This is a genomic window from Rhizobium sp. LjRoot258 (assembly GCF_964254185.1).
Taxonomy (GTDB): Bacteria; Pseudomonadota; Alphaproteobacteria; order Rhizobiales; family Rhizobiaceae; genus Rhizobium.
Window position 1 is genome coordinate 165,668 of record NZ_CAXUST020000003.1, and the last position, 25,818, is coordinate 191,485.

Consider the following 25,818-nt stretch of genomic DNA (forward strand, 5'->3'; position numbering starts at 1 on the left):
GGGCTGATGGCGACCTATCTTGAACTTTCTGGCCATGACGGCATCACGAACTGGCCGAGATATCTCAGGGCATGGCTCCTTTCGCTCTTAGCCTTGCTTCTTCCGGTATTGCTGATCTCAGTCTGGTGGCTTGCCTCCGCAAGGGGCTGGCTGCCAGAGCAGATCCTTCCGGCACCCGCCTATGTGCTGCAGACCGGCCGCGATATGATTGCGAGCGGTGAACTGCTCTATCACGCCGCAGTCAGCTTGCGGCGCGTGATCTTCGGTTTTGCGATCGGTGCGGTATTGGGTCTGGCGCTTGGCATCGCCATGGGGCTATCTCAACGCGCCGAAGACTATATCAAGCCGCTCTTCCTCGCCTTTGCGCAGATCCCGACGCTTGGGTGGATTCCGCTCCTCATGCTGCTGGTGGGTATCGAGGAGACACTGAAGATCATCATCATCGCCAAGGGGGCGCTTGTCCCGATTGCGCTCAATACCTTCTCGGGTATCCGCAACGTTCCCGGCAAGTATATCGAAGTCGGCAAGGCACTGCGTTTCAGCCGCTGGCAGACGCTTCGGCTGATCGTTCTGCCCGCTGCCGTTCCGTCGATCTTCACGGGAATCCGCTACGGCCTGACGCACGCATGGACATCGCTCGTCGGCGTCGAGCTGCTGGCATCGTCCGAAGGGCTTGGATACCTGCTCGTCTGGGGTCGGCAGATGTTCTGGCTGGACACCGTGATCGTCGCGATGATCGTGATCGGTCTCATCGGCTTTGCGATGGATAAAGGACTGAGTGGCGCCGAGGTCTTCATTCAGCGCTGGAAGAAAGAGGTGCTCTAAATGATGGTCGCCACATCAACGGATATCGTCCGCCTCCGGCGGGGCCTCACGCTTCCACTTCTTCTTCTCCTCGCATGGGAAGTTTCGAGCCGCTTGGAGCTCGTCGATCCCCGCTTTTTGCCATCCATCGAGGATGTCATTTTGACGGCCAAGCGCGAGATCATCGACAACGGTCTGACGGGACAGCTCGGATCGAGCCTGTTGCGCAATCTTGCCGGCTTCCTGATCGGCTGCGTTTTCGGCGTCAGCTTCGCGACGCTGGTCGCCGTTACCCGAACGGGGGATCGGCTGATCATGCCGACCTTCAACGGCCTCAAACAGATTTCCCTGCTGGCCTGGATTCCGCTGATCTCGGTATGGTTCGGTTTTGGCGAGCAGGCGAAGGTCGTGTTTGTTGCGCTCGCTGCCTTCATCCCCATCGCCCTCAACACCTATGACGGCATCAAGAGCGCGCCGGCCGATCTGGTCGAGGTCGGGCGTGCGCTGCGGTTCAGGCCGTGGCAGCGCATCACCAGAATTTACCTGCCTTCGGCCCTGCCGGCGATCGCAACCGGCATTCATCTCGGCCTGATATACTCGTGGTTGGCAACGGTTGGCGCGGAATACTTCCTTGCGGTGGGTCCAGGTATTGGCGGCCTTGTGATTGCCGGGCGCGAGCGTTTCGATATGGCATTGGTGATGGTTGGCGTGATCATCCTCGGCCTCGTCGGGTTTGCACTCAACAGGCTGGCTGGCGCGGCCGAAGCAAGGCTCCTGCGCTGGCGCAGCTGAGCAGCGAATTTCAAGCTTCCCAACGGAACGTCGTTTCTCTTGTCCACTGATGTGGCGCTTCGGGTTTCGAGCCCGACGGGCCAACGGCGAGGGCTGTTCGGGCAGGGACGGGGGTACAAGGCTGCGCGAACGCCTCGGGGCCCTGCCACGGCCGGCCAACTGGTTCCTTGCTGGTTTTTGATCCGTACCGCGCGAACCGGTTCACCGACTGTCGCGCGCTACGCTGCGGTTTTTACCAGTCCTTTTGCGGAGTTTGCCCCGGCATACGATATTTCTTCGTTTCCTTATTTGCTTTGCCGGCGCAATCGTCCTGCTCGGCGCGAAGCCGCGGAAGCATGCGCATTCTCGTAATCTGGTCAGCGGGACGAAAAATCTTCTGCGCGCAGTTATTCTTTCCCATGCGAGAAGAAACTTTGACTTCGTGTTTCGGCACGCGAGACGGATGCTTCTGTTGCGGACCATTTCGGAACCAAGAGGAGCCTTCGCGTGTCCATCAACCGTCGTAGTTTCAATCAGTTAATTCTGCTTGCCGGGGCGAGTACCTTCCTTCCGTCGATCTCCTTCGGGCAGGGCGCCGCGCCAGCTTCTGGCGGCACCTTGAATTGGATCTACCGCGTGGATCCGGGCAACGCATTGCTTGCGATCAACACGTCGTCGGGAACCGGCCAGGCCATCGGTCCGAAGATCGTCGAGGGGCTCCTGACCTTTGACTTCGACGTCAAGCCGCAGCCGCTATTGGCAACCGACTGGTCCGTCTCTGACGACAATCTTCGCTACACGTTCAAGCTCCGTAAGGGTGTCAAATGGCATGACGGAACGGACTTCACCTCCGCCGACGTTGCCTTTTCGATCCTACGGCTGAAGGAGGCGCATCCGCGCGGTCGCATCACCTACCAGAATGTCGTCGAAGTCCAGACACCTGATCCGCTTACAGCCATCATCGTACTGTCCAAGCCCGCTCCCTTCCTGCTAGCGGCACAATCGAGTTCGGAATCGCCGATCGTTCCGAAGCACATTTTCGAGAAGCTCGCGCCGGGCGATGGCCAAACCCTGCAGACTGCGATCGGCACCGGGCCCTTCAAGCTGACGGAATGGGTGCCCGGCAGCCATCTGATTTTCGAGCGAAACCCGGACTACTGGGATGCCGGAAAACCCTATCTCGATCGCATCATCCTGCGCGTCGTGACGGATCCGGCTGCGCGGTCCGCCGCCTTGGAGACGGGCGAGGCCGACATAGGCGACAATCCCGTGCCGCTGGCCGACCTCGATCGGTTGAAGCAGGATCCCCATCTTGTCGTTGACACCACCACCTACGCCTATTCCGGTCCGCAGCAGCAGCTGTTCTTCAACTACGACAATCCGCTCTTTGCCAAGCGCGAGGTAAGGCTTGCCATCGCCAGGGCAATCAATCCGCAGGAGATCGTCGACGTCGCGCTTTACGGCTATGCGCAGGTTTCGCCGAGCCCCGTCAGTACGGCATTGCCGAAGTGGTACGATCCGAGCGTGGTTGCGCATCCGTTCGATCCTGCCGCCGCCGAAAAGCTCCTCGACGAGGCAGGCTATCCGCGCAAGTCGGACGGAAAGCGTTTCGATCTCCGGCTGACGTACAATTCCTATCTGCCGCAAGGCTATGCCGATGTCCTGAAAAGCCAGTTGGAAAAGATCGGCATCGGCATCGAGATCAAAAAGTACGACCTCCCTACATTCCTGAAGACTGTCTACACCGACAGGGCCTTCGACTTGGTGGTGGAGTCTCTTTCGAACACCTTCGATCCTTCCCTCGGCATCCAGCGCGCCTATTGGAGCAAGAATTTCAAGATCGGCCTGCCATTTTCGAATGCGAGCCACTACGCCAATGCGCAGGCAGACGCGTTGCTCGAGGCGGCTGCCATTGAGCCGGATGAGAAGAAGCGATGGGAGACCTGGAGCAAATTCCAACATCACATCCACGACGAAGTTGCTTCTGTCGACCTCGTTGCTGCTGGTGCGCAGATCGTTGCCAACAAGCGGGTGAAGAACTTCGTTACGGGGTCGCAGGGGCTGAACTGGAGCTTCGGCGACCTGTGGATCGATCCGAACGCTTGAGATCAAGGAGGTCGGACAATCAACAGCACGTTGATAGATTGGCTGGGCGAGGGGCTTGAACTGCCGATGCTCGACGTCGGGCCGGTTGATGGTGTCGGCTATGTCTTACCGCTGTCTGCGACGGAAGCCGTCCAAGTCGTCGGCGGCAGGAAGGCGAGGTACTGGGCATCATCGATGAAGATATCGATGTCCTGCGACATCCGGTGTTGATGATGCAGCATGAGAGCTGTGCCTCCCCCGAGAGTCCAGTCCTGCGGAGCGACGTTCGATTTCTTCAGGGATTCCAACCGCGTATCGCTCGATCAAGCAGCGTGTGCCAATGCGACAAGCGCGGCCTCCAGATCGGGGTTCCGCTCGCCGGTCGTCCGCTTCACCGTCGCGTATACGTTCTCCAGCTCCACATGGGGGATGCCATGAGTCTCGGCGAACTCGATAACGAGCGTTGGCCGAACGTCAGTAAAAAAGGTCGCGACATGAACGATCCAGTTTTGCAGTTGGCACGAGGAAAACGCCCGCGCCAGCTCCTCGGCAGAGATAGCCCGCTTGTAAGGGGCATTGACCGTCCCAAGCACAAGTGCATCGACAGCCGAGGGGCTGCGATGATTTGAGGAGTGAAGATTGCTCAGGTCATTGCTCATGCCAGGAATATCGGTCAATTCATCATGGTGTCACGGCGTGGTCCGGTTGACGCTGGGATGTCTCCGCAGTGCTTTCTTCACAGCGCTTCCTCATCATATCACGAGCGCGACCATCGAATTCATTGCCGCTCCAGCCGCCTTCCAGACTTGCCGCCAAAAGATTGACAACGATCGCCGAATGCTCCGCGATTGCGCTGAAGGGTACCGTTCCTGCTCGGAAGGAAGGGCGTCATGGCCCATTCGGAGCGTCCTTCCAATCAGCACCCGCGATATCAGGCTGGAAAGAGCGCGATCTTCGCTGGTCGGTGGGCAGTGATTGACACTTTTACGGGGTGGCCTGCCCTTGTTCGGGGTATCCCGCTTGATGCTCTGCCAGCATACGAGGTCGACGGCCTAGACCGTATGTTCGCGGGGTGAAGGTGGCCCGCCCCCGCGGTAAGCTGAATTCGGGGGTTGCTCCGGATTGGCCGGAGCCGAGCCCCAAGCTTAGCGAGGGCGAACCATGAAAGACGATAGCGTAATTTTCATCGGCTTGGATACGTCGAAGTTGAAGATTTCGGTGGCGATTGCCGACGGAGCACGCAACGGCGAGGTACGGTTTTTAGGCGACATCTCGTCGGAGCCGTCATCGGTGGCATCGATGGTCAACAAGCTTTCCAAGCGCGCAGCCAAGCTTCACTTTTGCTATGAGGCGGGTCCCACGGGGTATGGTCTCTACCGGCAGATTGTCGAACTGGGGCATGACTGCATGGTCGTGGCGCCATCGCTGGTGCCCAAGCGTGCTGGCGACCGGGTGAAGACCAACCGGCGGGATGCCATGAGCCTGGCGCGCCTGCACCGGGCGGGCGAGCTGACCGCGGTCTGGGTTCCGGACGAAGCTCATGAGGCGATCCGCGACCTGGTGCGGGCTCGCGAAGCGACCAACGACGCGTTGAAGCAGGCACGTCAGCAACTCCAGTCCTTTCTCCTGCGGCACGGCCGGCTCTATACCGGCCGCACGCCATGGACGCGCGCCCATGTCCGATGGCTGACATGCCAGGCCTTCGATCATCCCGCCCACCAAATCCTGTTGGCAGAATATTGCCAGGCCATCGAGGATGCCGGCGTGCGTCTGGACAGGCTGACCCAGCTGGTGGTGGAGACCGCGGCATCCTGGTCGATGGCCCCGGTTGTGGCCGCCTACCAAGCGATGCGTGGCGTCGCGTTCATGACCGCGGTCACCTTTGTGGTCGAGATCGGCGATGTCAGGCGTTTTGATAATCCTCGTCAGTTAATGGCGTATCTGGGTCTTGTGCCGTCGGAAAGCTCAACGGGCGAACGGGTCAAGCGTGGTGGGATCACCAAGGCGGGCAACATACGGGCGCGTCGAGTCCTCATAGAAGGGGCCTGGACATATCGCTTCCCGGCCCGTGTAAGCCCGACGATCCAGGCGCGCCTGGAGGACCTGCCAAGGGCTGTTCGAGAGATTGCCTGGAAAGGGCAAGTGCGACTTTGCGCGCGCTATCGAAGGCTGGTGGCGGCAGGCAAGCCGAAAGTCATCGCAGTCACCGCCATTGCCAGAGAAATGGCCGCATTCCTGTGGGCGATTGGGCAGGAGGTCGCTCCTACAGCAAGAGGCTAATGCCGATGCTCAGCTTGAAGAGAGAAGCATAATCCAAATTAGAAATCATCTGCTGTTGGACAAAGTTGGAGGCAGGGCTCCGGTGGGGAACCCTCGTCGTAGCTATGTGGCGGATAACATCCACGCCCGACCCTAGACAGAGGCAGCCCCAGACGAACACACGGAAATGCGGTACCCAACCCGCGCATAAGAGTATGCCAGCCGTCGTCTAAATGCCCTGCCTCCTGCTGTGTTCAACAGCTTCACGCATGTGCTTTCGTCCTCAAGGCCGGAAAAGAAAGAGTAATGATTAACGAGCTTGCAAGTGAACATAAGAGTTACTGAGTTGAATGCGCGGGACGCAAAGGGTAGGGCGTTGCTCAAGCGCTTCCTTGACTGAGCGGCTGTGGGGTTATGGGGTATGCCGCAAAAGACGCCGAATGAATGCGGCCGGCTACCAGCCCCATAGCATTCGTGTATATTTCGTCGGCGACTACGGGTCGCCACACTGAGACCTCAGCGCAGGAAAACCGCGGATTGAGATGATAAATCTTCCCGCGATTGACGACGATGGAATGTCCGGCAGACGGAGAATGCATTTGGCTGAAATCACGGATGCGGAACTCGCTCGAGCGAAGAAGCGCTGGGAGGCCGAGCGTGCCGGGAGGGCCATACCTTCGTCAGTCCGCTTTGACTACCTGTCGGAACGTATCAGTGTCGAGTTTACAAGCGGCGAAGGAAGGGGCGCATCATGGGCCGCTGGACACAAGCGGGTGCAGCTCTCCTCGAGTGGAGATCGATCCCCAGTTTCGTTTCAAGTTTGACAACCTCTACGTAGGTTCAAACCCTTGAGTTTTCCGCCAAGCAATCACGTCTACACGGATGTCGCACAGGTGTGGCAGATCGCGATCTTCAAAAGTAGTTCGGCGAGGCGTTGCGCCTGGAGCAACCCACCTTTCCCAAACGGTGTTCATTTCGCCAAAAGCCTTGAGATCGCGGAGCCAGATATTCGCTTGAACTAATTCTGACCTGTCTGTACCCGCGTCTGAGAGCAAGGCATCAATGCGGTCGAGTATCTCGATCGTCTGCGCACCAACGCCAGCCCCTATAGTAGTACTGGCAATCTGGCCAATGATATGGACGGTTTGAAGTGGCGACGCCTCGTCGACGGGCAAATGCGCGATAGCCATCGGCCAGTTTCCTTGTTTCAAGTGGCACGTGGTGCTTGCCGGAAGGCCAAATTGCATCCGTCGTGCCAATTGGAACAGGCCGTTTTATTTTTTGCGGCTATAACGGGATGTTATGGTCGGTCCGCCATCGCAGTGTGTCGCGACACGAACTCGACGAGATAACGAACACCCTCGGACGCCTCCGACTGGGCATAAAATCCGATCTCGATCCGCACTGCGCCAGGCAGATCGGCTGCCCTGTCAAGTGCGCGGCATCCCTCCGGGATCGTGGCTTCAAGCATGGGACCAACACCAATTCCGACCCTTACCGCCGTTGCCATGGCAACCAAAGTGGAAGCGACACAGGCGGTCTTCCATTTTATGTTCCGCTGCGACAGCGCTGCTATGGTGCGAACATTCCAGGGGCAGCTCTCATCAAACATGATCACCGGGAGCGGCCTGCTTGCGTCGACCACAAAATCCGATCTGACAACCCAAGTCAGATATTCGGTCCATATCAGGATGGGTTTACGGTTGAGGACGGTGATATCGCAAACAACGAGATCGAGTTTTCCCTCTTCAAACATCTCTGCCAAACGCCGATTTGGCTCGACAATGATATCGATATCCACCTTGGGGTTCTGAGCCCTGAAGTCACGAAGGATGTCTATCAGGCGACTGGCGGCGAAGTCCTCGACGACCCCGAGACGGATTCGTCCCTGGAGTATCTTTCCGGTAAGCCGCCGGCCGACCTCGTCGCTAAGCACCACAATCTCTCGGGCATAGGCAACCATGATCTGGCCATGAGCCGTGAGCTCAAGTCCTTTTGAGGAACGGGAAAAGAGCGTTACGCCGACGAGCTCCTCGAGCTTGCGAATTTGCATGCTGACTGCCGCTTGAGTTCTATGCAGTTTCGCCGCTGCGCCGTTGACCGTTCCGATTTCGGCGACCGTCAGGAACGCCCGGAGCAAATATGAGTCGAGATCAAGCATTTGACAGCGTCTTCGTCTGCGTTGAACCACGCTGCGCGACCTTGCCCGTCGACAGCAAAACTCGACATTGTACGATCTCCAGTTCGGGCGCAACGGGCCAGAAGTCCTTCCCGCCATCCGGGGAGAGAGGCAACCCGTCGCCTTTGCCCTATAAGATTTTCTGAACGAACACGCCGATTAATACTCACGCCTGGGCTGCAAGAGTATCAGGAATCGTTATAGCCCCTCGCGAAATATCAAGGTTGTAAAGGCTTTCCGCCAAGCAAATGATGGCGCCTTGGATCAGAACTGGGGAGCTTATCTTGACGATTGACCAAGACTTTCTGGACGACCTACGCCTTCGCTTCGGCAATGCGGCCGGCGGCGAAATGCACGATCCACACTTCCGCGAAGTGGCCGCAAGTGTCTTCAAGGATGGCGACAGCCGCAAGTGGCCATTTGCCGACCCGGCGACATTCCTTGGTGCGTCCTTCATCGAAAACGGCATCAGGCCCGACGTGCTTGCAGCACTGGATGTAGCCTTGATCGGCGTGCCGATGGATCTTGGTGTCACCAATCGCGCCGGATCACGGTTGGGTCCAAGGGCCGTTCGGGCGATCGAACGTGTTGGCCCCTATGAGCATGTCCTCCGGGTTGCGCCAATGGGAAAGCTCAGGGTTGCTGACGTCGGTGACGTTCCGATGCGAAGCCGCTTTGATCTTGCCGGATGCCATGCGGACATCGAGCAAAGCTACCGCATGATCGCGGATACCGGAGCGATACCCTTGTCTGTAGGCGGAGATCATTCCATCTCCGGTGCCATCCTCAAGGGATTTGCGAGCCGTACTCCCGTTGGAATGATTCACATCGATGCCCATTGCGATACGGCAGGCCCATACGAAGGCTCCAAATTCCACCACGGCGCTCCATTCCGAGAGGCCGTTCTCGCCGGCGTCCTTGATCCCAAAAGAACGATCCAGATCGGCATTCGAGGGGGAGCCGAGTATCTCTGGGAATTCTCATTCGCTTCTGGAATGACGGTCATACATGCCGAGGAAGTCGCGGAAATGGGCATCAAGGCCGTGATCGCGCGCGCCCTCGAGGTCGTCGGCTCCGGTCCAACGTATATCAGTTTTGACGTCGACAGTCTGGATCCCGCCTTTGCGCCCGGAACCGGGACACCTGAGGTCGGCGGACTGCTTCCGAGAGAAGTTCTCGCCATGTTGCGCGGTTTCCGAGGAATAAATCTCGTAGGCGGCGACGTGGTGGAGGTCGCACCGCAGTACGACGCGACCACCAATACGGCCCAGATAGCCGCGCAGGTCCTATTCGAACTGCTTTGCCTTGCCATGTTCAGTCCGTCCGCTCGCGTGCGCGCCGCCTGAGCCACCCAAATCCAGAACCAAGAAAAGGGGAACATAAAATGACTATCAGCAAACTGGGACGCACTATCGCCGCCGTTGCGGCATTCGCTTTCGTCGGCCTATCGGCGCACGCCGACGACCTCGCCGACATCAAGGCTGCCGGCCAGATCAGTGTCGGTATATTTTCCGATTTCCCTCCATTCTCCTCGGCCAGCGCCGACATGAGCCTCAAGGGATATGACATTGACGTTGCTCAGAACATTGCCGACAGTCTTGGTGTGAAGCTCAACCTTGTGAGCGTCACAGGACAAAACAGGATTGCCTATCTGAATGACAAGCGCGTCGATATTCTAATGAGCGTCGGCTATTCCAAGGAGCGTGCCGAGGTCATCGATTTTGCCGCTGCGTACGCGCCGTACTACATCGCGGTGATAGGGCCGGCAGCTGTCGCGATTAGCGGCAAGGATGACCTCGCCGACAAAACGATTGCTGTTAACCGCGGGACGCTCGAAGACACCTCGTTGACCGCTGCAGCGCCGGCATCGGCCACCATCCAGCGCTTTGAAAACTACAATTCCGTCATCCAGGCCTTCATCTCTGGTCAAACACAGTTGATGGTGGTCGGCAACGACGTCGGGGCACAGGTTTTGGCACGGCAGGACGCGTTGAAACCAGAACAAAAGTTCCAACTCTTGACGTCGCCGTCGCATATCGCTCTCCGCAAGAGCGAGGAAAGCCTGAAAAACGCCGTCAATGACGTCGTTGCCAAGATGATCGCCGAAGGGAAACTCGACGCAAGTTCGAAGGCCTGGCTGAAGACACCACTCAACCCTGAAAATCTCAAGGATTGATCGGTATGAGCGCTCCGCGCCGTGAAAGGAGTGGCGATGACCTATAGCCTTGGCTTCGACTGGCTCTGGGGCGGTGCGGGCGCGCTTGCATATGGGGCGGGCATGACGCTTTTGCTGATTGCCTGCACCACCGTCTTCGGGACGGTACTGAGTGTTTTTGGCGCTGCTGCGCGAAGAAGTCGGTTCGGCTGGTTGCGCCGGGCTGTTGGCGTCTATGTTGAAGTAATCCGCAATACGCCGTTCCTGGTCCAGCTCTTCTTCATCTTCTTTGGCCTCCCAAGTCTCGGAGTCCGTCTCAATCCCGTGACCGCCGCAATACTCGCCATGACACTGAACATGGCGGCTTACACGACCGAGGTTGTAGGCGCGGGGCTCGATGCTATCCCTAAAGGGCAAAGCGAAGCGGCACTGGCGCTCGGGCTGAAGCCCAGGCACGTATTTTTCAAAGTCGTCTTGCCCCAGGCGCTCAAGATTATCTTTCCGGCCCTGACAAGTCAGATCGTCATCATGATGCTGGAATCGGCCGTGGTCTCACAGATTTCAGTTCGAGAACTGGCGCAAGAGGCCGACCTTTTGCAAGCTCGCACTTTTCGTTCATTTGAGACGTATCTCGTCGTGACGATGATCTACCTTGCCATGTCGGCAACCCTCAGGCGTTTGCTGATCGCAGGCGGTCGCCGGTTCCTTGGAGCGGGGATATCATGATCGAGTTCACGTTCTGGGACATTTTACGCAATCTCGCCTTCGCGACGCGTTGGACGATTCTTTTATCGATCGCCGCCTTCGTCGGCGGGGCCTCCGTCGGCATAGCAATCCTCTTTGCTCGGATATCGCAATCCTTTTGGCCACGGCGTCTTGCGTCAGGTTACATCGCGGTGTTCCAGGGAACGCCACTTCTCATGCAGCTCTTCTTGATGTTCTTCGGGTTGCCCATGTTGGGCTTCCGAATTGAGCCATGGACGGCGGCAGTGTGCGGGCTTACGTTTTATGCCAGTGCCTATCTGGCCGAGATATGGCGAAGCGGCGTCGAGGCGCTTCCGCGCGGACAGTGGGATGCTGGTGCAAGCCTCGGTCTTCACCGCTTGCAAGAACTTCGGCTTATCATCCTGCCACAAGCTTTCCGGATAACTCGAGCACCCATCGTCGGGTTTCTCGTGCAGCTGATCAAGAGCACAGCCTTGACGTCCATCCTGGGGTTTGAGGAACTGATGAGGACGGCGAACGCGATAAACAACGCAACGTTTGAGCCCTTCAAAGTTTATGGGTTGGTCGCTGCAATCTTCTTTGTGCTTTGCTATCCGCTCACCGAGTACGCGCGAAAGCTCGAAAGAGATGCCCCAATTCGTTGATGAATGACACCGGGGCGGTCAAGGCGAAACCGTTTCATCTTTGGCATCCTGGAACGCTGCCAGCTTGGAGAGATTGTCTGCGTCCCACGATGGAAACGTGTGGCTGAGTCTGATTGCGCCGGAACCGATCGCGGCGAATCGAAACGTCCCATCCAATATCTCTTTGCTCGGTAAAAGGATCGCTGCTCGCGACATGTTCCTTGCCCAAATTGCAGAGTGCGAGGATTGGCCCCGTTCTGATTGCATTCTTGCCAGCAGCCGTTGTCGGGGCCCTTGCACATGACTTCATAAAGTTTGTGCTGTTCGAAACCCCTCTGCTCGTCTGCATCGTCCTCATTCTCGGAGGAATAGTTCTGCTGGTCGTGGACAGAATAGACCTCCAGCCGAAATATCATGTCATTGCCTGCCGCATTTCGGCATCGGGGTCTTTCAATGTCTGGCAATTGTTCCGGGGACCTCGCGCTCGGAGGCCACCATTGTTGGAGCCTTGCTGCTTGGCGCGGATAAGCGGGCCGCCTCACGTCGGTGAGCGCATGGACTTTGTGGGCCACCCACGCGAACGCTCAAAACAGCCTGACGCCCGTCAGATGTGCCAGCCTATCCATTAGCCTGTCCTGATAATCCGGGTCTGTAACTTCCGCAGCGGGTCGACGCTGCTGACGGTGATGCCAATAGGCACCGTTGATCTTTGCGTCTTCTTGGTCGCTCGTCGCCAGCCAGGTCTGGGTTTGATGACCCATTTGAAGATCATCGGGCGCTCCGGCACCGCCCATCTTGGTCGGCACCCAGCCGGGATCCACTGCATTGCTGAGGACGTCCGGCCAGTGCCGAGCAACGGCCGCTGCAATGGTGGCCACGTGAAGCTTGCTTTCGGAATAGGCCTGGCTTGTATTCCAAGCGCGGCTTTTCCAGTCGATGTCGTCGATGGAGCTACCACCACTCTGGTGCATGCCGCTGGTAAGGTAGACCAGACGGTCAGGTCGGTCGATCAAGGCTGTGAGCAGGTATGGTGCCACCGTATTGACAGCCAGGATCTTCGGATGACCTTCGGGCGTGTTCCCACGGCTTCTCTCGGAGTAGATGCCGGCATTGTGAATGACGGCGTCCATCCGTCCGACCTCATTGACTTGTTCAGCGATGGAACGCGTCTCGGCATCGCTGCTGAGATCGCCGATGACCACTGCCAAGGCTCTGGTTCTAAGACTGGTGACGGCCGAGGCCCTGTCGTTGGAGCGCGCATGCAACACGACCTCATGGCCTTCGTCCATCAAGGTGCGGGCCGCAGCCAGCCCCAGTCCGTCGGTCGATCCTGTAATGAAGACGCGGCTCACGTCGATACCTCTCAAATTTCCATCTCCAGCGGAGATAGGTAAAGGTGCGAGCCCGACCACCCCTTCATGTGTGATCACAGCCCGCACGGCCTGAAGTCGAATTGTTTGTATTCGTGCGGATCCTTTTCAAGCCCAACGCCGGGCCATGATCCGGACAGCGAAATCGAAGCCAATCGTGCCATCTCACTCTATTTCGATCCGCGACAAGGACGGCAAGGCGCTGGACGGCGCAAAGATTTACCGGCTGAACGTGCCGGGTCTAGCAATACTGATGCGCGACCTCTTACGCCGGGAGGCTAGTACATTCCAAGTAGATCGGGAAGCGAGCAGCATCCAGGCGTCAAGATTCCTATTAGGACGTTCGCGTGTTATGATCCCGCTACTGGCGTCATCCGCCGTGGGGTTATGCGCACGGAGACTTGTCTAATGAGCGAAGTGGACGTGCTTTTTGCTACCCTGCGACAGGCGGCTGACCCGCAGACGGTCGATTGCATCGAGAATGTAGTCATGCGTGGCTCGGATCGCGAACTCAACCGCATCAATCCGCTCGCCTTCGCCGATGCGCATCATCTCGATGAGGAAAAAACGATCGCAGCGCTTCTACATGCAGCCCGCATTGGCGCGTTCGAGATGACCTGGAATGTCCTTTGCCCAGGATGCGGCGGTGTCCTCGACACCGGCGCGACCTTGAAAGGAGTCGTCCAAGAAACGTACCATTGCGCGCTCTGCGCGGCCGGATACGAACCAACCCTCGACGAGATGGTAGAGGTAACGTTCACGGTCAGTCCGAGAGTGCGCAGGATTGCTGCCCACGAGCCCGATCGGTTACCTCCGCTTGAGTACTATCGCCAAATCTTCTTCAGCTCCGGAGTCGACCTGCCAGACGACTTCGAAGCGAGGTTCGCACGCATCGTATTGGAGTTGATCGAGTTGGCTCCAGGCGAGAAGGCTTTCGTCTCGCTACAACTGCCGGCGCAATTCGTCATCATCTTCGATGCGGTGACGCACTCGGCGCAGTTCATCGACGTAAAGGGTGAGCCTACCGACGAACGTCAAACCCTCTCAATGGTCATCAGTCAGGCGCATGCGCTGAACGAGACGCTTACCCTCCGTCCTGGCTTACTGCGGCTCACCCTCGAGAACCACACCGATCACAGAGTGGTACCGAACGTCTGCGTGGCAGGAGACGACCTGCACGACCTACTGGGCCGAAGGAGAGCTTTTCTGACAGCCAAGCGTCTACTGACAAACCAGAGCTTCCGGGACATCTATCGGACCGACACACTTGACGTCGACCAGCGTCTCAAGATCACAAGCCTGACTTTCCTCTTCACTGACTTGAGGGGCTCGACCGCTCTCTACGAGCGCGTTGGAGATCTTGCCGCTTTCGATCTGGTGCGAGCGCATTTCAGGGTTCTTCACGAGATCGTCGCCACAGAGGCCGGAGCGGTGGTCAAGACCATAGGCGACGCCGTGATGGCGACCTTCCCGAGCCCGGACCGCGCGGTGGCGGCCGCGCTGCGGATGCGGGAGGCGATGCTTCGGTTAAATGCCGAACACGGCAACGACGATCTTCTCCTGAAGATCGGCATCCATGAGGGACCATGCCTCGCAGTCAACCTGAACGACCGGCAGGACTACTTCGGACAGACTGTCAACATCGCCTCCCGCGTACAGGGCCTTGCTGATCCCAATGTGATCCTGACGACGGAGGCGATTGTCGGGGATGCCCAAGTTTCAGAGATCCTACGAGACAGCGGCATCACATCGGTCTCCCGGATGGAGGAACTTCAGGGCATCGGGCGGGAGGTAAGAATTTTCGCCCTGTCATGAGCTTCGTCTGCTCTTCGACGTCATGCGAACTTGGGCAGTTTCCGCTAACGGCCGCCAAGGGAGACGTCACGCCGTCAGGCGAGCGTTCATTGTCGTTCCTTCAACCATTTCCCGAGGTCCCACATGACCTGGCAAACAGGGACCAGCCGCTGTCCTTCTCGACGCCCGTGGGCGTGTTGTGAACATCGCACTTTAAGCAAGTCGGAATGAAGAAACCGCCATGGAGTGCTCGGGCGATCATCGTCTAAGCAGGAGCGATTTCTTCCGGGCTGCGGGCTTCCGCGGCATTGACGGCAAGCCGGCATCGCAATTCCGTCCGATCAGAGTTTCGGCGACGGATCCGTCCGCATAGGTCTCCTGCGTCCGGATGTAGACTGCCGACAGACTCGGATCGAGGGAAAGTGCTTGCCGAACCAAAAGTTCAGCCCTTCCCCGATCGCCGCAGGCCATGCTTGCAGCAATCTGGTAGAGCAACGTGCGTCTGGTCTGGAAAGGCAGTGTCAGGGCCACGCGCATCATGTCTTCGAAACGGTCCAGAGAGTCTCGGCACGATCAAGCATTTCGAGAGCGCGCTCAGGCTCACCGGCATAGACATAGAACGCCGCGCTGCGGCCGAGAATATAGGCGTCGTTCGGAGCGAGTTCCTGAGCACGCTGTGGTGGTAACGTGCCGAAACGAAGTCGCCTGATTTCATCTTGATCGCGGCCATGATGCGATGGGCTTCCGGGTCGGTCGGGTCGAGGGCGAGCGCGTGTGCAACCTGCTGTTCGGCCCTATGGAGGTCAAAGCTTGGCAAATTGCTCCACGAGCAGACATGCATGGCGAAGGGACGGCCGAAACCGGGGTCAGCAGTCATTGACCGCTCGAACCAGGCCATGGCTTCGTGTATGTGAATATCTGACACGCCAGTCAGGCGGTGATGGTCCAGTCCGCGTAGATAATACTCATGGGCCGTCATATTCTCCGGGCGCTTCAGCCGTGCTGCCGCAAGTTCCGACTGCTCGATCCGTCCAGACACAGTTGCTGCAACACGCTCGATGATTTCGTCCATCAGATCACGAAAGGAAAAGTCATGAAGAAGCGGGTCGCACAAGTTTCAAGACGTTAAACAGGGGAAAGACGCGTGTCTGGAAGTCCATTCGGTCTCGCCGCCGTGTCGTCCCATGGCATGGATCACGATTCGCTGTTTACCGCTTGCCCGCGGGCCAATATGAGGCCATTCTCAGATCGGATCCTGGCTGTGCGGTAAGACGAGAGGTCAGGCCTTGCAACGCTCAACCTCGACCTCGAAGCACTTGCCGTGGCGCCTTTTCTCGACTGATCCCTGAGCGAGGAGGTTGTCCATGTCCACGCGCTATGTCGACCATCCGCTACAACCGGGCGACCGGGCCCCGAACGTTGTGTTTGATGCGATCTCGCGCGAGGGGAAGATCGCACTTGATGATTTTCGTGGCCGCAGCCCATTGTTGATCGGTTTGTTTCGAGGCCTGCATTGTCCGTTCTGCCGGCGCCATGTCGCCGCCATGGCACATCTCAACCCGATGCTGCGTGAGAAAGGCGTCCAATCCCTGGCGGTGGTAAACACCCCGGTCGAACGCGCGCGGCTCTATTTCCGTTACCATCCGATACCCGATCTTCTTGCTGCTTCCGACCCGGTACGGGCTTCACACCAAGCCTTCGGCTTACGCGAGGTCGGGATCGACACGGTCATGGCGATACGGATCGATCTTCCGGGCGAGTTGCCCGAGCCTATGGGCGTGATGGCAATGGACGAATTTCTCAACAAGAAGGAAGGATATCAGATTACGGAAGCCGATCAGCAGATGATGACTGCCGACCAGGGGCAGCTTGTCGGTCAGTTCCTAATCGACCGGGAGGGCATCGTACGCTGGAGCTTCACTGAAGTTCTGGAGGCTGGGCTCCAAACATTCAAGGCACCGAATTCCGAGGAATTGATGTCGGTAGCTTCCCAAGTCGCACATTAGCAACGAAAAAGGCCGAAAGCGGACCATTCATGCTGTAAGCCGCCCTAACAGAACTGGGGGATGGGTGAAAACGGTCCAGGGTTTTACACCCCACTGATCTTATTGGATAATTTCTGACAGAAAGGTCACTGTTTTACAGCTAAGTCATTGCAATATCTGGCAAAGACCGAGCTTCCCAAGCTGAATATCAAGCCCTCAGCATCCCGCCGTGAACCTGCGCCTCATTGTTGTGCTTTACCAATTTGCAACCCGCAACGGATGCAGCCTCCCATGCGTATTTTGGAGGTTTCTAGAAATGTACGACAGCCGCCGATTGAGGCTTATTTTGACGATGGGAACTCCTCTTGCCCACTGCGTGGCCATCCTTTTATCGGTGTTTGTGGGCCTTCGCCGCTATTGCTTATCACTATGGCCGTCTCTAGTGCCATCATCCCATTCGCGCTCACTTGCTGGATAATTCTTATAGCATCTGCCAAGTGGACAAACGTGTTCGCGGCAATCGCCATTGTCTCGATGGGAGTGGTCATTGGTCGTGTCGTAGGGTTCCGTTGTGGGAGCCGAAGCAACGACCGTTAGTGGCGCAAAAGCCGCCATAAACAGGCTGGACACTCCAAAGCATAGTGATTTCGTAAGAAGATCAGGGGTCCAGCGAGTTTCTGAGTGGTTGATTTATCGGGGTTTGCACTTCCCGGGTCCGGGATAGCAGGATCGGCCAGCGATCCCGACCCCGCGCGGCAGGTTCCTGTAGGCGAGTGCGTCGGCGTTGCCTTAAATTAATTCATTGCCACTCAGGCATATTAGGCACATCGTCCTATCTTCAGCGGTCATTTTCGGGGCGCTGCCGGTTGGGGCCGTCATACCCCAGCTCCGAACCGAGGGAGGGCGTCATGCCTCTGGGCATTCAAGGGATTGCTCGAAATCTAAGGCCAGGAGCCAGGTGATGCGCGCCAGGAAAACCGACCTTATCGAACGCTTCATCGGCAAATGCCGCGCCAGTCGTTCGACAGGCGGATCAGCAAAGGGATTAGACAAATGGCAAGCACCAATTTCCGCCCCCTTCACGATCGCGTCGTCGTCCGACGCGTTGAGTCCGAAGGAAAGACCAAGGGCGGCATCATCATTCCCGACACCGCTAAGGAGAAGCCGCAGGAAGGCGAAATCGTGGCCGTCGGATCCGGCGCTCGTGACGAGTCCGGCAAGGTCGTCGCTCTCGACGTCAAGGCTGGTGACCGCGTTCTGTTCGGCAAGTGGTCCGGCACTGAAGTCAAGATCAACGGCGAAGACCTTCTGATCATGAAGGAAGCCGACATCATGGGCATCATCGGCTGATCCAGCCGTTTGCTCATTATCCGATGTCGCTGACAACCTTATTCAGGAGTTCTCAAAATGGCACCTAAAGAAATCAAGTTTGGCCGCACCGCACGCGAAAAGATGCTTAAGGGCGTCGACATTCTCGCTGACGCAGTGAAGGTAACGCTCGGCCCGAAGGGCCGCAACGTCATCCTCGACAGGTCCTTCGGCGCTCCGCGCATCACCAAGGACGGCGTTTCCGTCGCCAAGGAAATCGAACTGGAAGACAAGTTCGAAAACATGGGTGCCCAGATGGTCCGCGAAGTTGCTTCGAAGACCCACGACATCGCCGGTGACGGCACCACGACTGCAACGGTTCTCGCCCAGTCGATCGTTCGCGAAGGTGGCAAGGCCGTTGCTGCCGGCATGAACCCGATGGACCTGAAGCGCGGTATCGACCTCGCTGTTGGCGAAGTCGTCAAGGATCTCCAGGCCAAGGCCAAGAAGATCAACACGTCGGAAGAGATTGCCCAGGTCGGCACGATCTCCGCCAACGGCGAGAAGGAAATTGGCGCCTATATCGCCGACGCCATGCAGAAGGTCGGCAACGAAGGCGTTATCACCGTCGAAGAAGCCAAGACCGCTGAGACAGAGCTCGAAGTCGTCGAAGGCATGCAGTTCGACCGGGGCTACCTCAGCCCCTACTTCGTGACAAACGCCGAGAAGATGGTGGCCGAGCTGGAGGATGCTTACGTGCTGCTTCACGAGAAGAAGCTGTCGAACCTCCAGGCGATGCTTCCGGTTCTCGAAGCTGTCGTTCAGAGCGGCAATCCGCTCCTCATCATCGCTGAAGATGTCGAAGGCGAAGCGCTTGCGACGCTCGTCGTCAACAAGCTGCGCGGCGGCCTAAAGATTGCTGCCGTCAAGGCTCCTGGCTTCGGCGATCGCCGCAAGGCCATGCTCGAAGACATCGCGATCCTGACCGGTGGTACGGTTATCTCCGAGGACCTCGGCATCAAACTCGAGTCGGTTACCCTCGACATGCTCGGCCGTGCCAGGAAGGTTTCGATCTCCAAGGAAAACACGACCATCGTCGACGGCGCTGGCGCCAAGTCCGACATCGAAGGTCGTGTTGCCCAGATCAAGGCTCAGATCGAAGAGACCACCTCCGACTACGACCGCGAGAAGCTGCAGGAACGTCTTGCTAAGCTCGCTGGCGGCGTTGCCGTCATTCGCGTCGGCGGCTCCACGGAAGTCGAAGTCAAGGAAAGGAAGGACCGCATTGACGATGCCCTTAACGCGACGCGCGCGGCCGTTGAGGAAGGTATCGTCCCCGGCGGCGGCGTTGCATTGCTGCGCTCGTCGTCCAAGATCACCGTCAAGGGTGAGAACGACGACCAGGACGCCGGCATCAACATCGTTCGTCGCGCTCTGCAGTCGCTGGTTCGCCAGATCGCCGAGAATGCTGGTGACGAAGCCTCCATCGTGGTTGGCAAGATCCTCGAGCAGAACCAGGACAACTTCGGCTACAACGCCCAGACCGGCGAATATGGCGACATGATCGCCATGGGCATCGTCGATCCGGTCAAGGTTGTTCGCACGGCTCTGCAGAACGCTGCCTCGGTTGCCGGCCTCCTCGTCACGACCGAAGCCATGATCGCCGAACTGCCGAAGAAGGAATCCGCCGGCGGCGGCATGCCTGACATGGGCGGTATGGGCGGCATGATGTAAGCAAATTTCATCATCGGATGCCGCCTTCCTCGACGCCTTGCTGTGGGGGGCAGAACGCAAGACCGGCTGGCTGATTGCCGAGCAGGCTGGGCTGGAGCGCAGTTATAGGATGCAGTCGCTATTGGGCTCAGCCATTGGGATGCCGACGCCTTGCGCGATGTCGTCCAGGCCTATGCGGTAGAGGCGCTCGGTGACGCGGACGGCGTTTTCGTGGTGGGCGAGACCAGGTTCCTGAAGAGGGGCAAGCGCTTGGTTGGGGTGGCCCGGCAACATTCCGGGACGCTTTGCGACTTGAGACCTGCCAGGTGGGTGTCTTCCCCAATCACGTCCTTGAAAACGCTTAGAGTCGCTTGGTTGATTCTCCGCGGACGAATCTCGGCGTCAGAATGATGTCTTGCGGGCGCGCGGCGGCGCCCTCAGGGCTTTGGATTCTTGCCAGCAGGCGCTGTGCTGTCAGTTCGCCGAGCTTTTGGGCGTCCTGTACCACCATCGTGATGCGGGGCGTAATCACGCTGCTCCAAGGCACGTCGTCGACCATTGCCAGCGACACGTCGTCTGGGCAGCGGAAGCCCATTTCCTGCATCACCTGCAGGGCCGCAAGGCCCATCATGTTGTTGGCGCCGATGATGGCGGTCGGTCGATCACGGCGGGCCAGCAGACGCATCGCTTGCGTATAGCCGCCGGCCCGCGTGTAGCCGCCTTCGACCACCAGCGAAAGGTCGACTTCCACGCCAGCACCGGCCATCGCGTCCATATAACCCGTCAAGCGCTCGTCGGCGGTGTACAGTCCGGCCGGGCCGGAGATGAAGGCGATGCGTCTATGACCGAGCTGCAGCAGGTGTTCCGTCAAGATGGTGGTGGTTAGCGGGTTGTCGGAGCCGACGAAATCGCGCTCGGCGCCTTCCACCCTTTGGTCGAACATTACGATCGGGGTCTTGAAGTCGCGCAGGAATGCGGCGTAATCCTCGCCGCGCCCGTTTGTCGCCAGCACGATGCCGGCCACCTTCTGCGCTTCCAGCCGCTCCAGCAACGCCCGTTCGAGGTCTGCCTTGCCGGAGGAGTCGGCGATCAGCACGAAATAGCCGTTGTCCAGCGCCTGGTGTTCTATCTCGCGGCGGATGTCGCCAAAGAACATATTTCCCAGATTGGCTGAGACAAAGCCGATCAGCGAGCTGCGTCCGCGTGCCAAGGTCTGTGCTACCGGGTCGATGCGGTAACCGGTCGACTTTACCGCCTGCTGAATGCGGTCGAGCGTCTCGGCGCCGACCCGCTGCGGGCTGTTGAGCGCGAGCGAGACGGTCGAGATCGAAACTCCCGCAAGGCGCGCTACATCTCGGATGGTGGCCATTATCATCGAACCGGTTCTAAGCTTTCTTGTCTCAGATTCTTTTTGCCTGTGCAACACGCTTGTGCCTGCTTTTCCTACGTTTCAACGGAATTTTTCAGATTTCGTGATTCCTGATTCCTGCTTGACAGCCAGGAGATCAAGGAAGATGATCAAAATGCCGAACCGGTTCGATGGGAGCACTTGAACTGGAAACGAGGAGGAGAGGCCTGTGGCGATTGCAATGCATCAGTCGGGGAATCCGGCAACCGGGGAAGGGGACAAGCATGCATGGTTCAGTCGCGACCGTCTGGGCCTGTTCATCCATTGGGGCCTCTACTCGCTGGGAGCCCGGCACGAGTGGTTGAAAAACCGCGAGGAACTAACCGACGAGCGATACCAGCGCTATTTCGATAATTTCGATCCCGATCTCTACGAGCCCAAGGAATGGGCTCGCCGGGCCCGCCTCGCCGGCATGAAATATGTCGTGGTGACGACCAAGCATCATGAGGGTTTCTGCCTGTGGGACAGCAAGGTGACGGATTACAAGGCGACGAACACGCCTTGTGGCAAGGATCTGCTAACCCCACTGGTCGACGCGTTCCGCGCCGAGGGACTCAAAATCGGCTTCTATTATTCGCTGATCGACTGGCATCACCCGGACTTCCCGATCGACGTCCATCATCCGCTGCGCAACCACCCTGATGCGAAAGCGCTGAATGCCGGCCGCAACATGGCCAACTATGCCGCCTATATGCGCGAACAGGTGCGCGAGCTTTTGACCGGCTTCGGCCGCATCGACATCATGTGGTTTGATTTCAGCTATCCGCGACGGGAATATCGCGGCCTGCCCGGCAAGGGACGCGCCGATTGGGAGAGCGAGCGCCTGGTTGAGTTGGTGCGCGAGTTGCAGCCAGGCATCATCGTCAATAACCGTCTCGATTTGCCGCTTGACGGCAACAACCTGCCCGACATGGTGACGCCGGAGCAGTATACGCCGCGGGTGGCGCCCACTATCGCTGGTCAGCCCGTGCGCTGGGAGGCTTGCCATACCTTCAGCGGTTCCTGGGGCTATCATCGCGACGAGGACACCTGGAAGAGTCCGGAACAAATCATCAAGCTGCTCATCGATTCTGTCGCCATGGGAGGCAACCTCCTGATGAATGTCGGTCCGACCGGCCGGGGTACGCTCGATGCGCGCGCCATCGGCGCGCTTGAGGTTTACCAGAACTGGATGGCCGTGAACGGGCGCTCCATCTATGGAGCCGGGCCGTCCGACTATCCGGTGCCGTCAGGCTGCCGCTACACCCAACGCGGCAACCGCCTCTACCTGCACGTCTGCGATTGGCCATACCGCCACATCCACATCGAGGGTATCTCCGACAGGATCACCTATGCGCAGTTCCTGCACGACGCCAGTGAAGTGCGCTGGCTGAGCCACATCAAGGAGGTGGATTCCAATGTCGGCGTGACAGTGCCGGAAGGCATGATCACGCTCGAACTGCCGGTACGGCGGCCGAACGTCACCGTGCCGGTGATCGAGATCATCCTGAAGCCTTAGCGTTCTGCCCCACTGCGTATCCATTGCATTCATGGAGGGAGGAGAAACCCATGAAGGTTCTGAAGAAAGCGCTGTTGCTTGCCGCAATCGGCGGCAGCCTCTTTGCTACAGCCGCGTCGGCAGATCAGGTCAACCTGACCTGGCAGATGTGGACCGGCTCCGAAGCCGACACAAAAACCTGGCAGCACTTGGCCGACATGGTGAGCGCCAAGCACCCGGATATCAAAGTGACGCTGCAGACGACGGGCTGGGTCGACTACTGGACCAGGCTGCCGGTTTTGGCGGCGTCGGGCCAGCTGGCCGACATCGTCTCGATGCAGTCGTTGCGCATGCCGAACTTCTATTCGCTGCTCGAGCCCCTCAACGAGAGGATAAAGGCCGACAAGCTCGACATTGGCGCTTTCACTCCCTCGATCATCGGTGGCATGTCGGTCGACAAGGAGCTTTACGGCTTGCCTTACGACGTTGGTCCATGGGTTATCTACTATAACCAGAACGCATTCGAGGCCGCCGGCATTCCATTGCCGAAGCCGGGCTGGTCGCTTGCGGAGTTCACCGACGCCGCCAAGAAACTGACAAAGGACGGCAATTACGGCTTCGGCGTCGCCCCGGTCAACTATTCGGTCATGGCTTCGGCCTGGGGCGACAAATACATCGATGACGCCGGACAGCTCGACCTCGTCAATCCGGCTGCCATTGCTGCAGCCGACAGGCTGATCGGCTTCGCTGCCAAGGATAAGATTGCGCCGCTGGTGCCGTCAGGCAACGATGCTGGCACGGTCATCCAGGGTCGGTTCAATTCAGGCAACATCGCTATGTATGTCGATGGTCCCTGGTCCATCATTGGCATGAAGGACCAGGTCAAGTTCAAGGTCGGTCTCACCACCCTGCCACGCGACGCCGGTGAACTGGCGGCCGTAACCGCGGGCTCCGGTTTCGGCATTTCCACCACCAGCCAGAACAAGGATGCGGCCTGGAAAGCGATTCAGGTGCTCACCAGCCCCGAAGCGCTGTCGTACCTTGCTGAGAAAGGGCGTGCGTTGCCGGCGCGCACCGCTGCGCAATCGTCCTGGTACCAGGTGGCGGCCAAAGACATCACCAATGGCGGCGAGGCCCTCGACTACTCGTTGGCGCATTCCATACCCTACGCGATCACCAGCAATTGGGCGGCGGTGGAAAACCTCTTCAACCAGTATTTTCCTCCGGCCTTCGCCGGCGGTGTCGACGCCAAGCAGACGATGGAGACCATCCAGAGCCTCGCACAACAATAGCTCTCGCCGCGGCAGGAATTGCCGCGCACGGAGGAAAACATGTCGGAAAGCGCCGTCGCCGAAATTCCCATACAGTCCAGTCAGTCGCGGCGCTTTCTGAGGCCGGATACGCAGACGGCAATACTGTTCCTGCTGCCAAGCTTCCTCGGCTTCATGGCCTTCATGGCCTTGCCGATCTTGGCGTCGCTGGCGCTCAGCTTCACCAGCTGGCAGTTGATCTCGACACCGTCCTTCGTCGGCTTTCAGAATTATGTCCGCCTCTTCACCGTCGATCCGGCTTTCTACACCGTATTGCGGAACACACTATTCTTCGCCATCGAGTATCTGACACTGAACATCATCGTCTCGCTGACGCTTGCTGTCTGGATATCGAGCCTGAGGTACGGCAAGGCGCTCTTCCGGGTGATCTTCTTCCTACCGACCTTTACCCCCACGATCGCAGCGTCGGTGGTATGGTTGCTCATCTTCACCCCTGATGGGCTGGCCGACAGCCTCATCCGTTCGCTTGGCCTCGGCCTGCCGAATTTCCTGCTCAGCACGACCTGGGCCATGCAGGCGATCGTGCTTGTCACTCTGTGGGCCAATGTCGGCTACAATGTCGTGATGTTCAACGCCGCGCTCGACCTTGTGCCAAAGCACTATCTCGAGGCCGCGACGATTGACGGCGCCAACGCCTGGCAGCGTTTCTGGCGCATCCGCCTGCCGCTGATCTCGCCGACGATCTTCTTTGCCACTGTGATGACGGCCATCACCTCGCTGCAGGTATTCGATGAGATCTATGCGATGACCCGCGGCGGCCCGGGCTCGGCGACAGCCACGCTCGGCTTTGCAATCTACCAGAAGGGCTTCGCCAACTTCCAAATGGGCTACGCCTCGGCACTGGCCTGGGTGATGTTCATCATGATCATGGCCTTGACGATCCTGCAGTTCCACATGCAGCGCAAATGGGTGCACTATGGCGACTAGCAAAGGCCCCTTGCACCCGGATTCTGTGTCGCGGACCAAACGTCTGCGGCGCATTGGCACCTTCGTCAGCTACGCCGCGCTTTCACTGATCGCGCTGCTTTTCCTCTTCCCGTTCTTCTGGATGGTGTCGAACGCGGTGCGCTCCAACGCGGAAGTCCTGGCCGTACCGGTCCGCATCCTGCCACAGGAATATCAATGGGGAAACTTCGTCGAAGCATTGGTTTCCCTGCCGTTTGGAACCTTCTTGTTCAACTCCTTCGTGGTCGCTAGCGGCGTCACGGCGATCGTGATTGCGGTCTCGTGCCTTTCCGCCTACTCTTTCGCCCGGCTGAAGTTTCCCGGCCGGGAGGGTCTGCTACTCGCTTATCTCGGCACGCTGATGATTCCGCAGGTAATGCTGGTCATCCCGCTTTTCCTGGTGGTCAGTAAGCTCGGCTGGGTCAACACCTATCATGGCATGATCCTGCCCGTGGCGTTCGGCTCCTTCGGCACATTTTTGCTGCGGCAGTTCTTTCTCAGCATTCCCAAGGATCTCGACGAGGCAGCGATGATCGACGGGGCTTCGCGCCTACGCATCCTGGTCACGATCATCGTTCCGCTTGCAATGCCGGCCATCGGCCTGCTGGCGCTGTTCACCTTCATAGGGCAGTGGAAGAGCTTCCTGTGGCCGCTGATCGTCACCAACGGCATGGACAAAGCTACGCTGCCGCTCGGGCTCACCTTGTTCCAGACACAGCAGGGCACCGCGTGGAACTACATCATGGCCGGCGCGGCCATCTCCATGCTGCCGGGCATCCTCCTGGCCATCGTGCTGCAGAAGGTGATCTACCGGGGCATCGCCATCAGCTCTGGCTTCGGCGGGCGTTAATTCCAGCCGAAAACACGCGAAACCGGCAGGCGGCC

24 protein-coding genes and 1 pseudogene are annotated in these 25,818 nt (G+C 58.5%); 18 read left to right on the plus strand and 7 right to left on the minus strand.

Features of this window, described 5'->3' with window-relative positions; translation table 11 throughout:
- Positions 1-6 precede the first annotated feature (6 nt).
- The 3 genes from ACSQ9D_RS29215 to ACSQ9D_RS29225 all read left to right on the plus strand — a co-directional run bounded on the left by ACSQ9D_RS29215 (position 7) and on the right by ACSQ9D_RS29225 (position 3,681).
- A complete protein-coding gene (locus ACSQ9D_RS29215) occupies positions 7-825 on the plus strand; it encodes an ABC transporter permease (protein ID WP_436285336.1) in 819 nt (272 codons plus the stop codon).
- A complete protein-coding gene (locus ACSQ9D_RS29220) occupies positions 826-1,596 on the plus strand; it encodes an ABC transporter permease (protein ID WP_436285337.1) in 771 nt (256 codons plus the stop codon). It abuts the gene before it with no gap.
- 486 nt (positions 1,597-2,082) lie between these two features.
- Positions 2,083-3,681: an ABC transporter substrate-binding protein gene (locus ACSQ9D_RS29225; RefSeq protein ID WP_436285338.1), complete on the plus strand. Its 1,599-nt coding sequence runs from the start codon at positions 2,083-2,085 to the stop codon at positions 3,679-3,681.
- A 98-nt stretch (positions 3,682-3,779) separates the two neighbouring features.
- Here the strand turns inward: ACSQ9D_RS29225 and ACSQ9D_RS29230 are convergent, their stop codons facing one another.
- Together ACSQ9D_RS29230 and ACSQ9D_RS29235 are read right to left on the minus strand one after the other, a co-directional pair.
- Entirely contained in the window at positions 3,780-3,968 is a 189-nt protein-coding gene (locus ACSQ9D_RS29230) for a nucleotidyl transferase AbiEii/AbiGii toxin family protein (protein ID WP_436285339.1), read from the minus strand.
- Positions 3,969-3,983: 15 nt separating this feature from the next.
- Complete coding sequence (locus ACSQ9D_RS29235) at positions 3,984-4,319, minus strand: hypothetical protein (protein WP_436285340.1); 336 nt, start codon at positions 4,317-4,319, stop codon at positions 3,984-3,986.
- A 502-nt stretch (positions 4,320-4,821) separates the two neighbouring features.
- Between ACSQ9D_RS29235 and ACSQ9D_RS29240 the strand changes: the two genes are divergently transcribed.
- The gene (locus ACSQ9D_RS29240) at positions 4,822-5,940 is read left to right on the plus strand and encodes an IS110 family transposase (protein ID WP_436280915.1); all 1,119 of its coding nucleotides are present in this window, start codon (positions 4,822-4,824) and stop codon (positions 5,938-5,940) included.
- A gap of 809 nt (positions 5,941-6,749) precedes the next feature.
- Here the strand turns inward: ACSQ9D_RS29240 and ACSQ9D_RS29245 are convergent.
- Positions 6,750-7,109 (minus strand): Rid family hydrolase, encoded by a 360-nt coding sequence (locus ACSQ9D_RS29245; RefSeq protein ID WP_436285341.1) that lies wholly within the window; start codon positions 7,107-7,109, stop codon positions 6,750-6,752.
- A gap of 110 nt (positions 7,110-7,219) precedes the next feature.
- Complete coding sequence (locus ACSQ9D_RS29250) at positions 7,220-8,080, minus strand: LysR substrate-binding domain-containing protein (RefSeq protein WP_436285342.1); 861 nt, start codon at positions 8,078-8,080, stop codon at positions 7,220-7,222.
- 302 nt (positions 8,081-8,382) lie between these two features.
- Between ACSQ9D_RS29250 and speB the strand changes: the two genes are divergently transcribed.
- From speB to ACSQ9D_RS29275, 5 genes and pseudogenes are all read left to right on the plus strand, one after another.
- Entirely contained in the window at positions 8,383-9,444 is a 1,062-nt protein-coding gene (gene speB, locus ACSQ9D_RS29255) for an agmatinase (protein ID WP_436285343.1), read from the plus strand.
- Between the two features lie 38 nt (positions 9,445-9,482).
- A complete protein-coding gene (locus ACSQ9D_RS29260; RefSeq protein ID WP_436285344.1) occupies positions 9,483-10,274 on the plus strand; it encodes a transporter substrate-binding domain-containing protein in 792 nt (263 codons plus the stop codon).
- 36 nt (positions 10,275-10,310) lie between these two features.
- Positions 10,311-10,979 carry an amino acid ABC transporter permease gene (locus ACSQ9D_RS29265; protein ID WP_436285345.1) on the plus strand — a complete coding sequence of 223 codons (669 nt, stop codon included), beginning with the start codon at positions 10,311-10,313 and terminating at the stop codon, positions 10,977-10,979.
- A complete protein-coding gene (locus ACSQ9D_RS29270) occupies positions 10,976-11,623 on the plus strand; it encodes an amino acid ABC transporter permease (RefSeq protein WP_436285346.1) in 648 nt (215 codons plus the stop codon). The genes ACSQ9D_RS29265 and ACSQ9D_RS29270 overlap by 4 nt, the downstream gene beginning before the upstream one ends.
- A gap of 233 nt (positions 11,624-11,856) precedes the next feature.
- Positions 11,857-12,143: pseudogene (locus ACSQ9D_RS29275) on the plus strand (undecaprenyl-diphosphate phosphatase); the annotation flags it as partial.
- Positions 12,144-12,186: 43 nt separating this feature from the next.
- Here the strand turns inward: ACSQ9D_RS29275 and ACSQ9D_RS29280 are convergent.
- Positions 12,187-12,954: an SDR family NAD(P)-dependent oxidoreductase gene (locus tag ACSQ9D_RS29280; protein ID WP_436285937.1), complete on the minus strand. Its 768-nt coding sequence runs from the start codon at positions 12,952-12,954 to the stop codon at positions 12,187-12,189.
- A gap of 426 nt (positions 12,955-13,380) precedes the next feature.
- On the opposite strand from ACSQ9D_RS29280, the gene ACSQ9D_RS29285 reads away from it, so the two are divergent.
- Positions 13,381-14,787, plus strand: a complete 1,407-nt coding sequence (locus ACSQ9D_RS29285) for an adenylate/guanylate cyclase domain-containing protein (RefSeq protein WP_436285347.1) — start codon at positions 13,381-13,383, stop codon at positions 14,785-14,787.
- Between the two features lie 421 nt (positions 14,788-15,208).
- Here ACSQ9D_RS29285 and ACSQ9D_RS29290 read toward each other — a convergent pair whose 3' ends face one another.
- Positions 15,209-15,838: a tetratricopeptide repeat protein gene (locus tag ACSQ9D_RS29290; protein ID WP_436285348.1), complete on the minus strand. Its 630-nt coding sequence runs from the start codon at positions 15,836-15,838 to the stop codon at positions 15,209-15,211.
- A gap of 292 nt (positions 15,839-16,130) precedes the next feature.
- On the opposite strand from ACSQ9D_RS29290, the gene ACSQ9D_RS29295 reads away from it, so the two are divergent.
- From ACSQ9D_RS29295 to ACSQ9D_RS29310, 4 genes are all read left to right on the plus strand, one after another.
- Positions 16,131-16,772, plus strand: coding sequence for a peroxiredoxin-like family protein (locus ACSQ9D_RS29295; protein ID WP_436285349.1), 642 nt, complete (start codon positions 16,131-16,133; stop codon positions 16,770-16,772).
- 1,032 nt (positions 16,773-17,804) lie between these two features.
- A complete protein-coding gene (gene groES, locus ACSQ9D_RS29300; protein ID WP_037120589.1) occupies positions 17,805-18,101 on the plus strand; it encodes a co-chaperone GroES in 297 nt (98 codons plus the stop codon).
- 57 nt (positions 18,102-18,158) lie between these two features.
- Positions 18,159-19,793: a chaperonin GroEL gene (gene groL, locus ACSQ9D_RS29305; protein ID WP_037120293.1), complete on the plus strand. Its 1,635-nt coding sequence runs from the start codon at positions 18,159-18,161 to the stop codon at positions 19,791-19,793.
- Between the two features lie 150 nt (positions 19,794-19,943).
- Entirely contained in the window at positions 19,944-20,183 is a 240-nt protein-coding gene (locus ACSQ9D_RS29310; protein WP_436285350.1) for a hypothetical protein, read from the plus strand.
- Here ACSQ9D_RS29310 and ACSQ9D_RS29315 read toward each other — a convergent pair.
- Positions 20,134-21,141 carry a LacI family DNA-binding transcriptional regulator gene (locus ACSQ9D_RS29315; protein WP_436285351.1) on the minus strand — a complete coding sequence of 336 codons (1,008 nt, stop codon included), beginning with the start codon at positions 21,139-21,141 and terminating at the stop codon, positions 20,134-20,136. The genes ACSQ9D_RS29310 and ACSQ9D_RS29315 overlap by 50 nt on opposite strands.
- A gap of 220 nt (positions 21,142-21,361) precedes the next feature.
- Between ACSQ9D_RS29315 and ACSQ9D_RS29320 the strand changes: the two genes are divergently transcribed.
- The 4 genes from ACSQ9D_RS29320 to ACSQ9D_RS29335 are packed head-to-tail and all read left to right on the plus strand — an operon-like array spanning position 21,362 to position 25,783.
- Complete coding sequence (locus ACSQ9D_RS29320) at positions 21,362-22,678, plus strand: alpha-L-fucosidase (RefSeq protein WP_436285938.1); 1,317 nt, start codon at positions 21,362-21,364, stop codon at positions 22,676-22,678.
- A gap of 50 nt (positions 22,679-22,728) precedes the next feature.
- On the plus strand, positions 22,729-23,949 hold the full coding sequence (locus tag ACSQ9D_RS29325) for an ABC transporter substrate-binding protein (RefSeq protein WP_436285352.1): 1,221 nt from the start codon (positions 22,729-22,731) through the stop codon (positions 23,947-23,949).
- A gap of 39 nt (positions 23,950-23,988) precedes the next feature.
- Entirely contained in the window at positions 23,989-24,915 is a 927-nt protein-coding gene (locus ACSQ9D_RS29330) for a carbohydrate ABC transporter permease (RefSeq protein ID WP_436285353.1), read from the plus strand.
- On the plus strand, positions 24,905-25,783 hold the full coding sequence (locus ACSQ9D_RS29335; RefSeq protein ID WP_436285354.1) for a carbohydrate ABC transporter permease: 879 nt from the start codon (positions 24,905-24,907) through the stop codon (positions 25,781-25,783). The genes ACSQ9D_RS29330 and ACSQ9D_RS29335 overlap by 11 nt, the downstream gene beginning before the upstream one ends.
- The last annotated feature ends 35 nt before the right edge of the window (positions 25,784-25,818 follow it).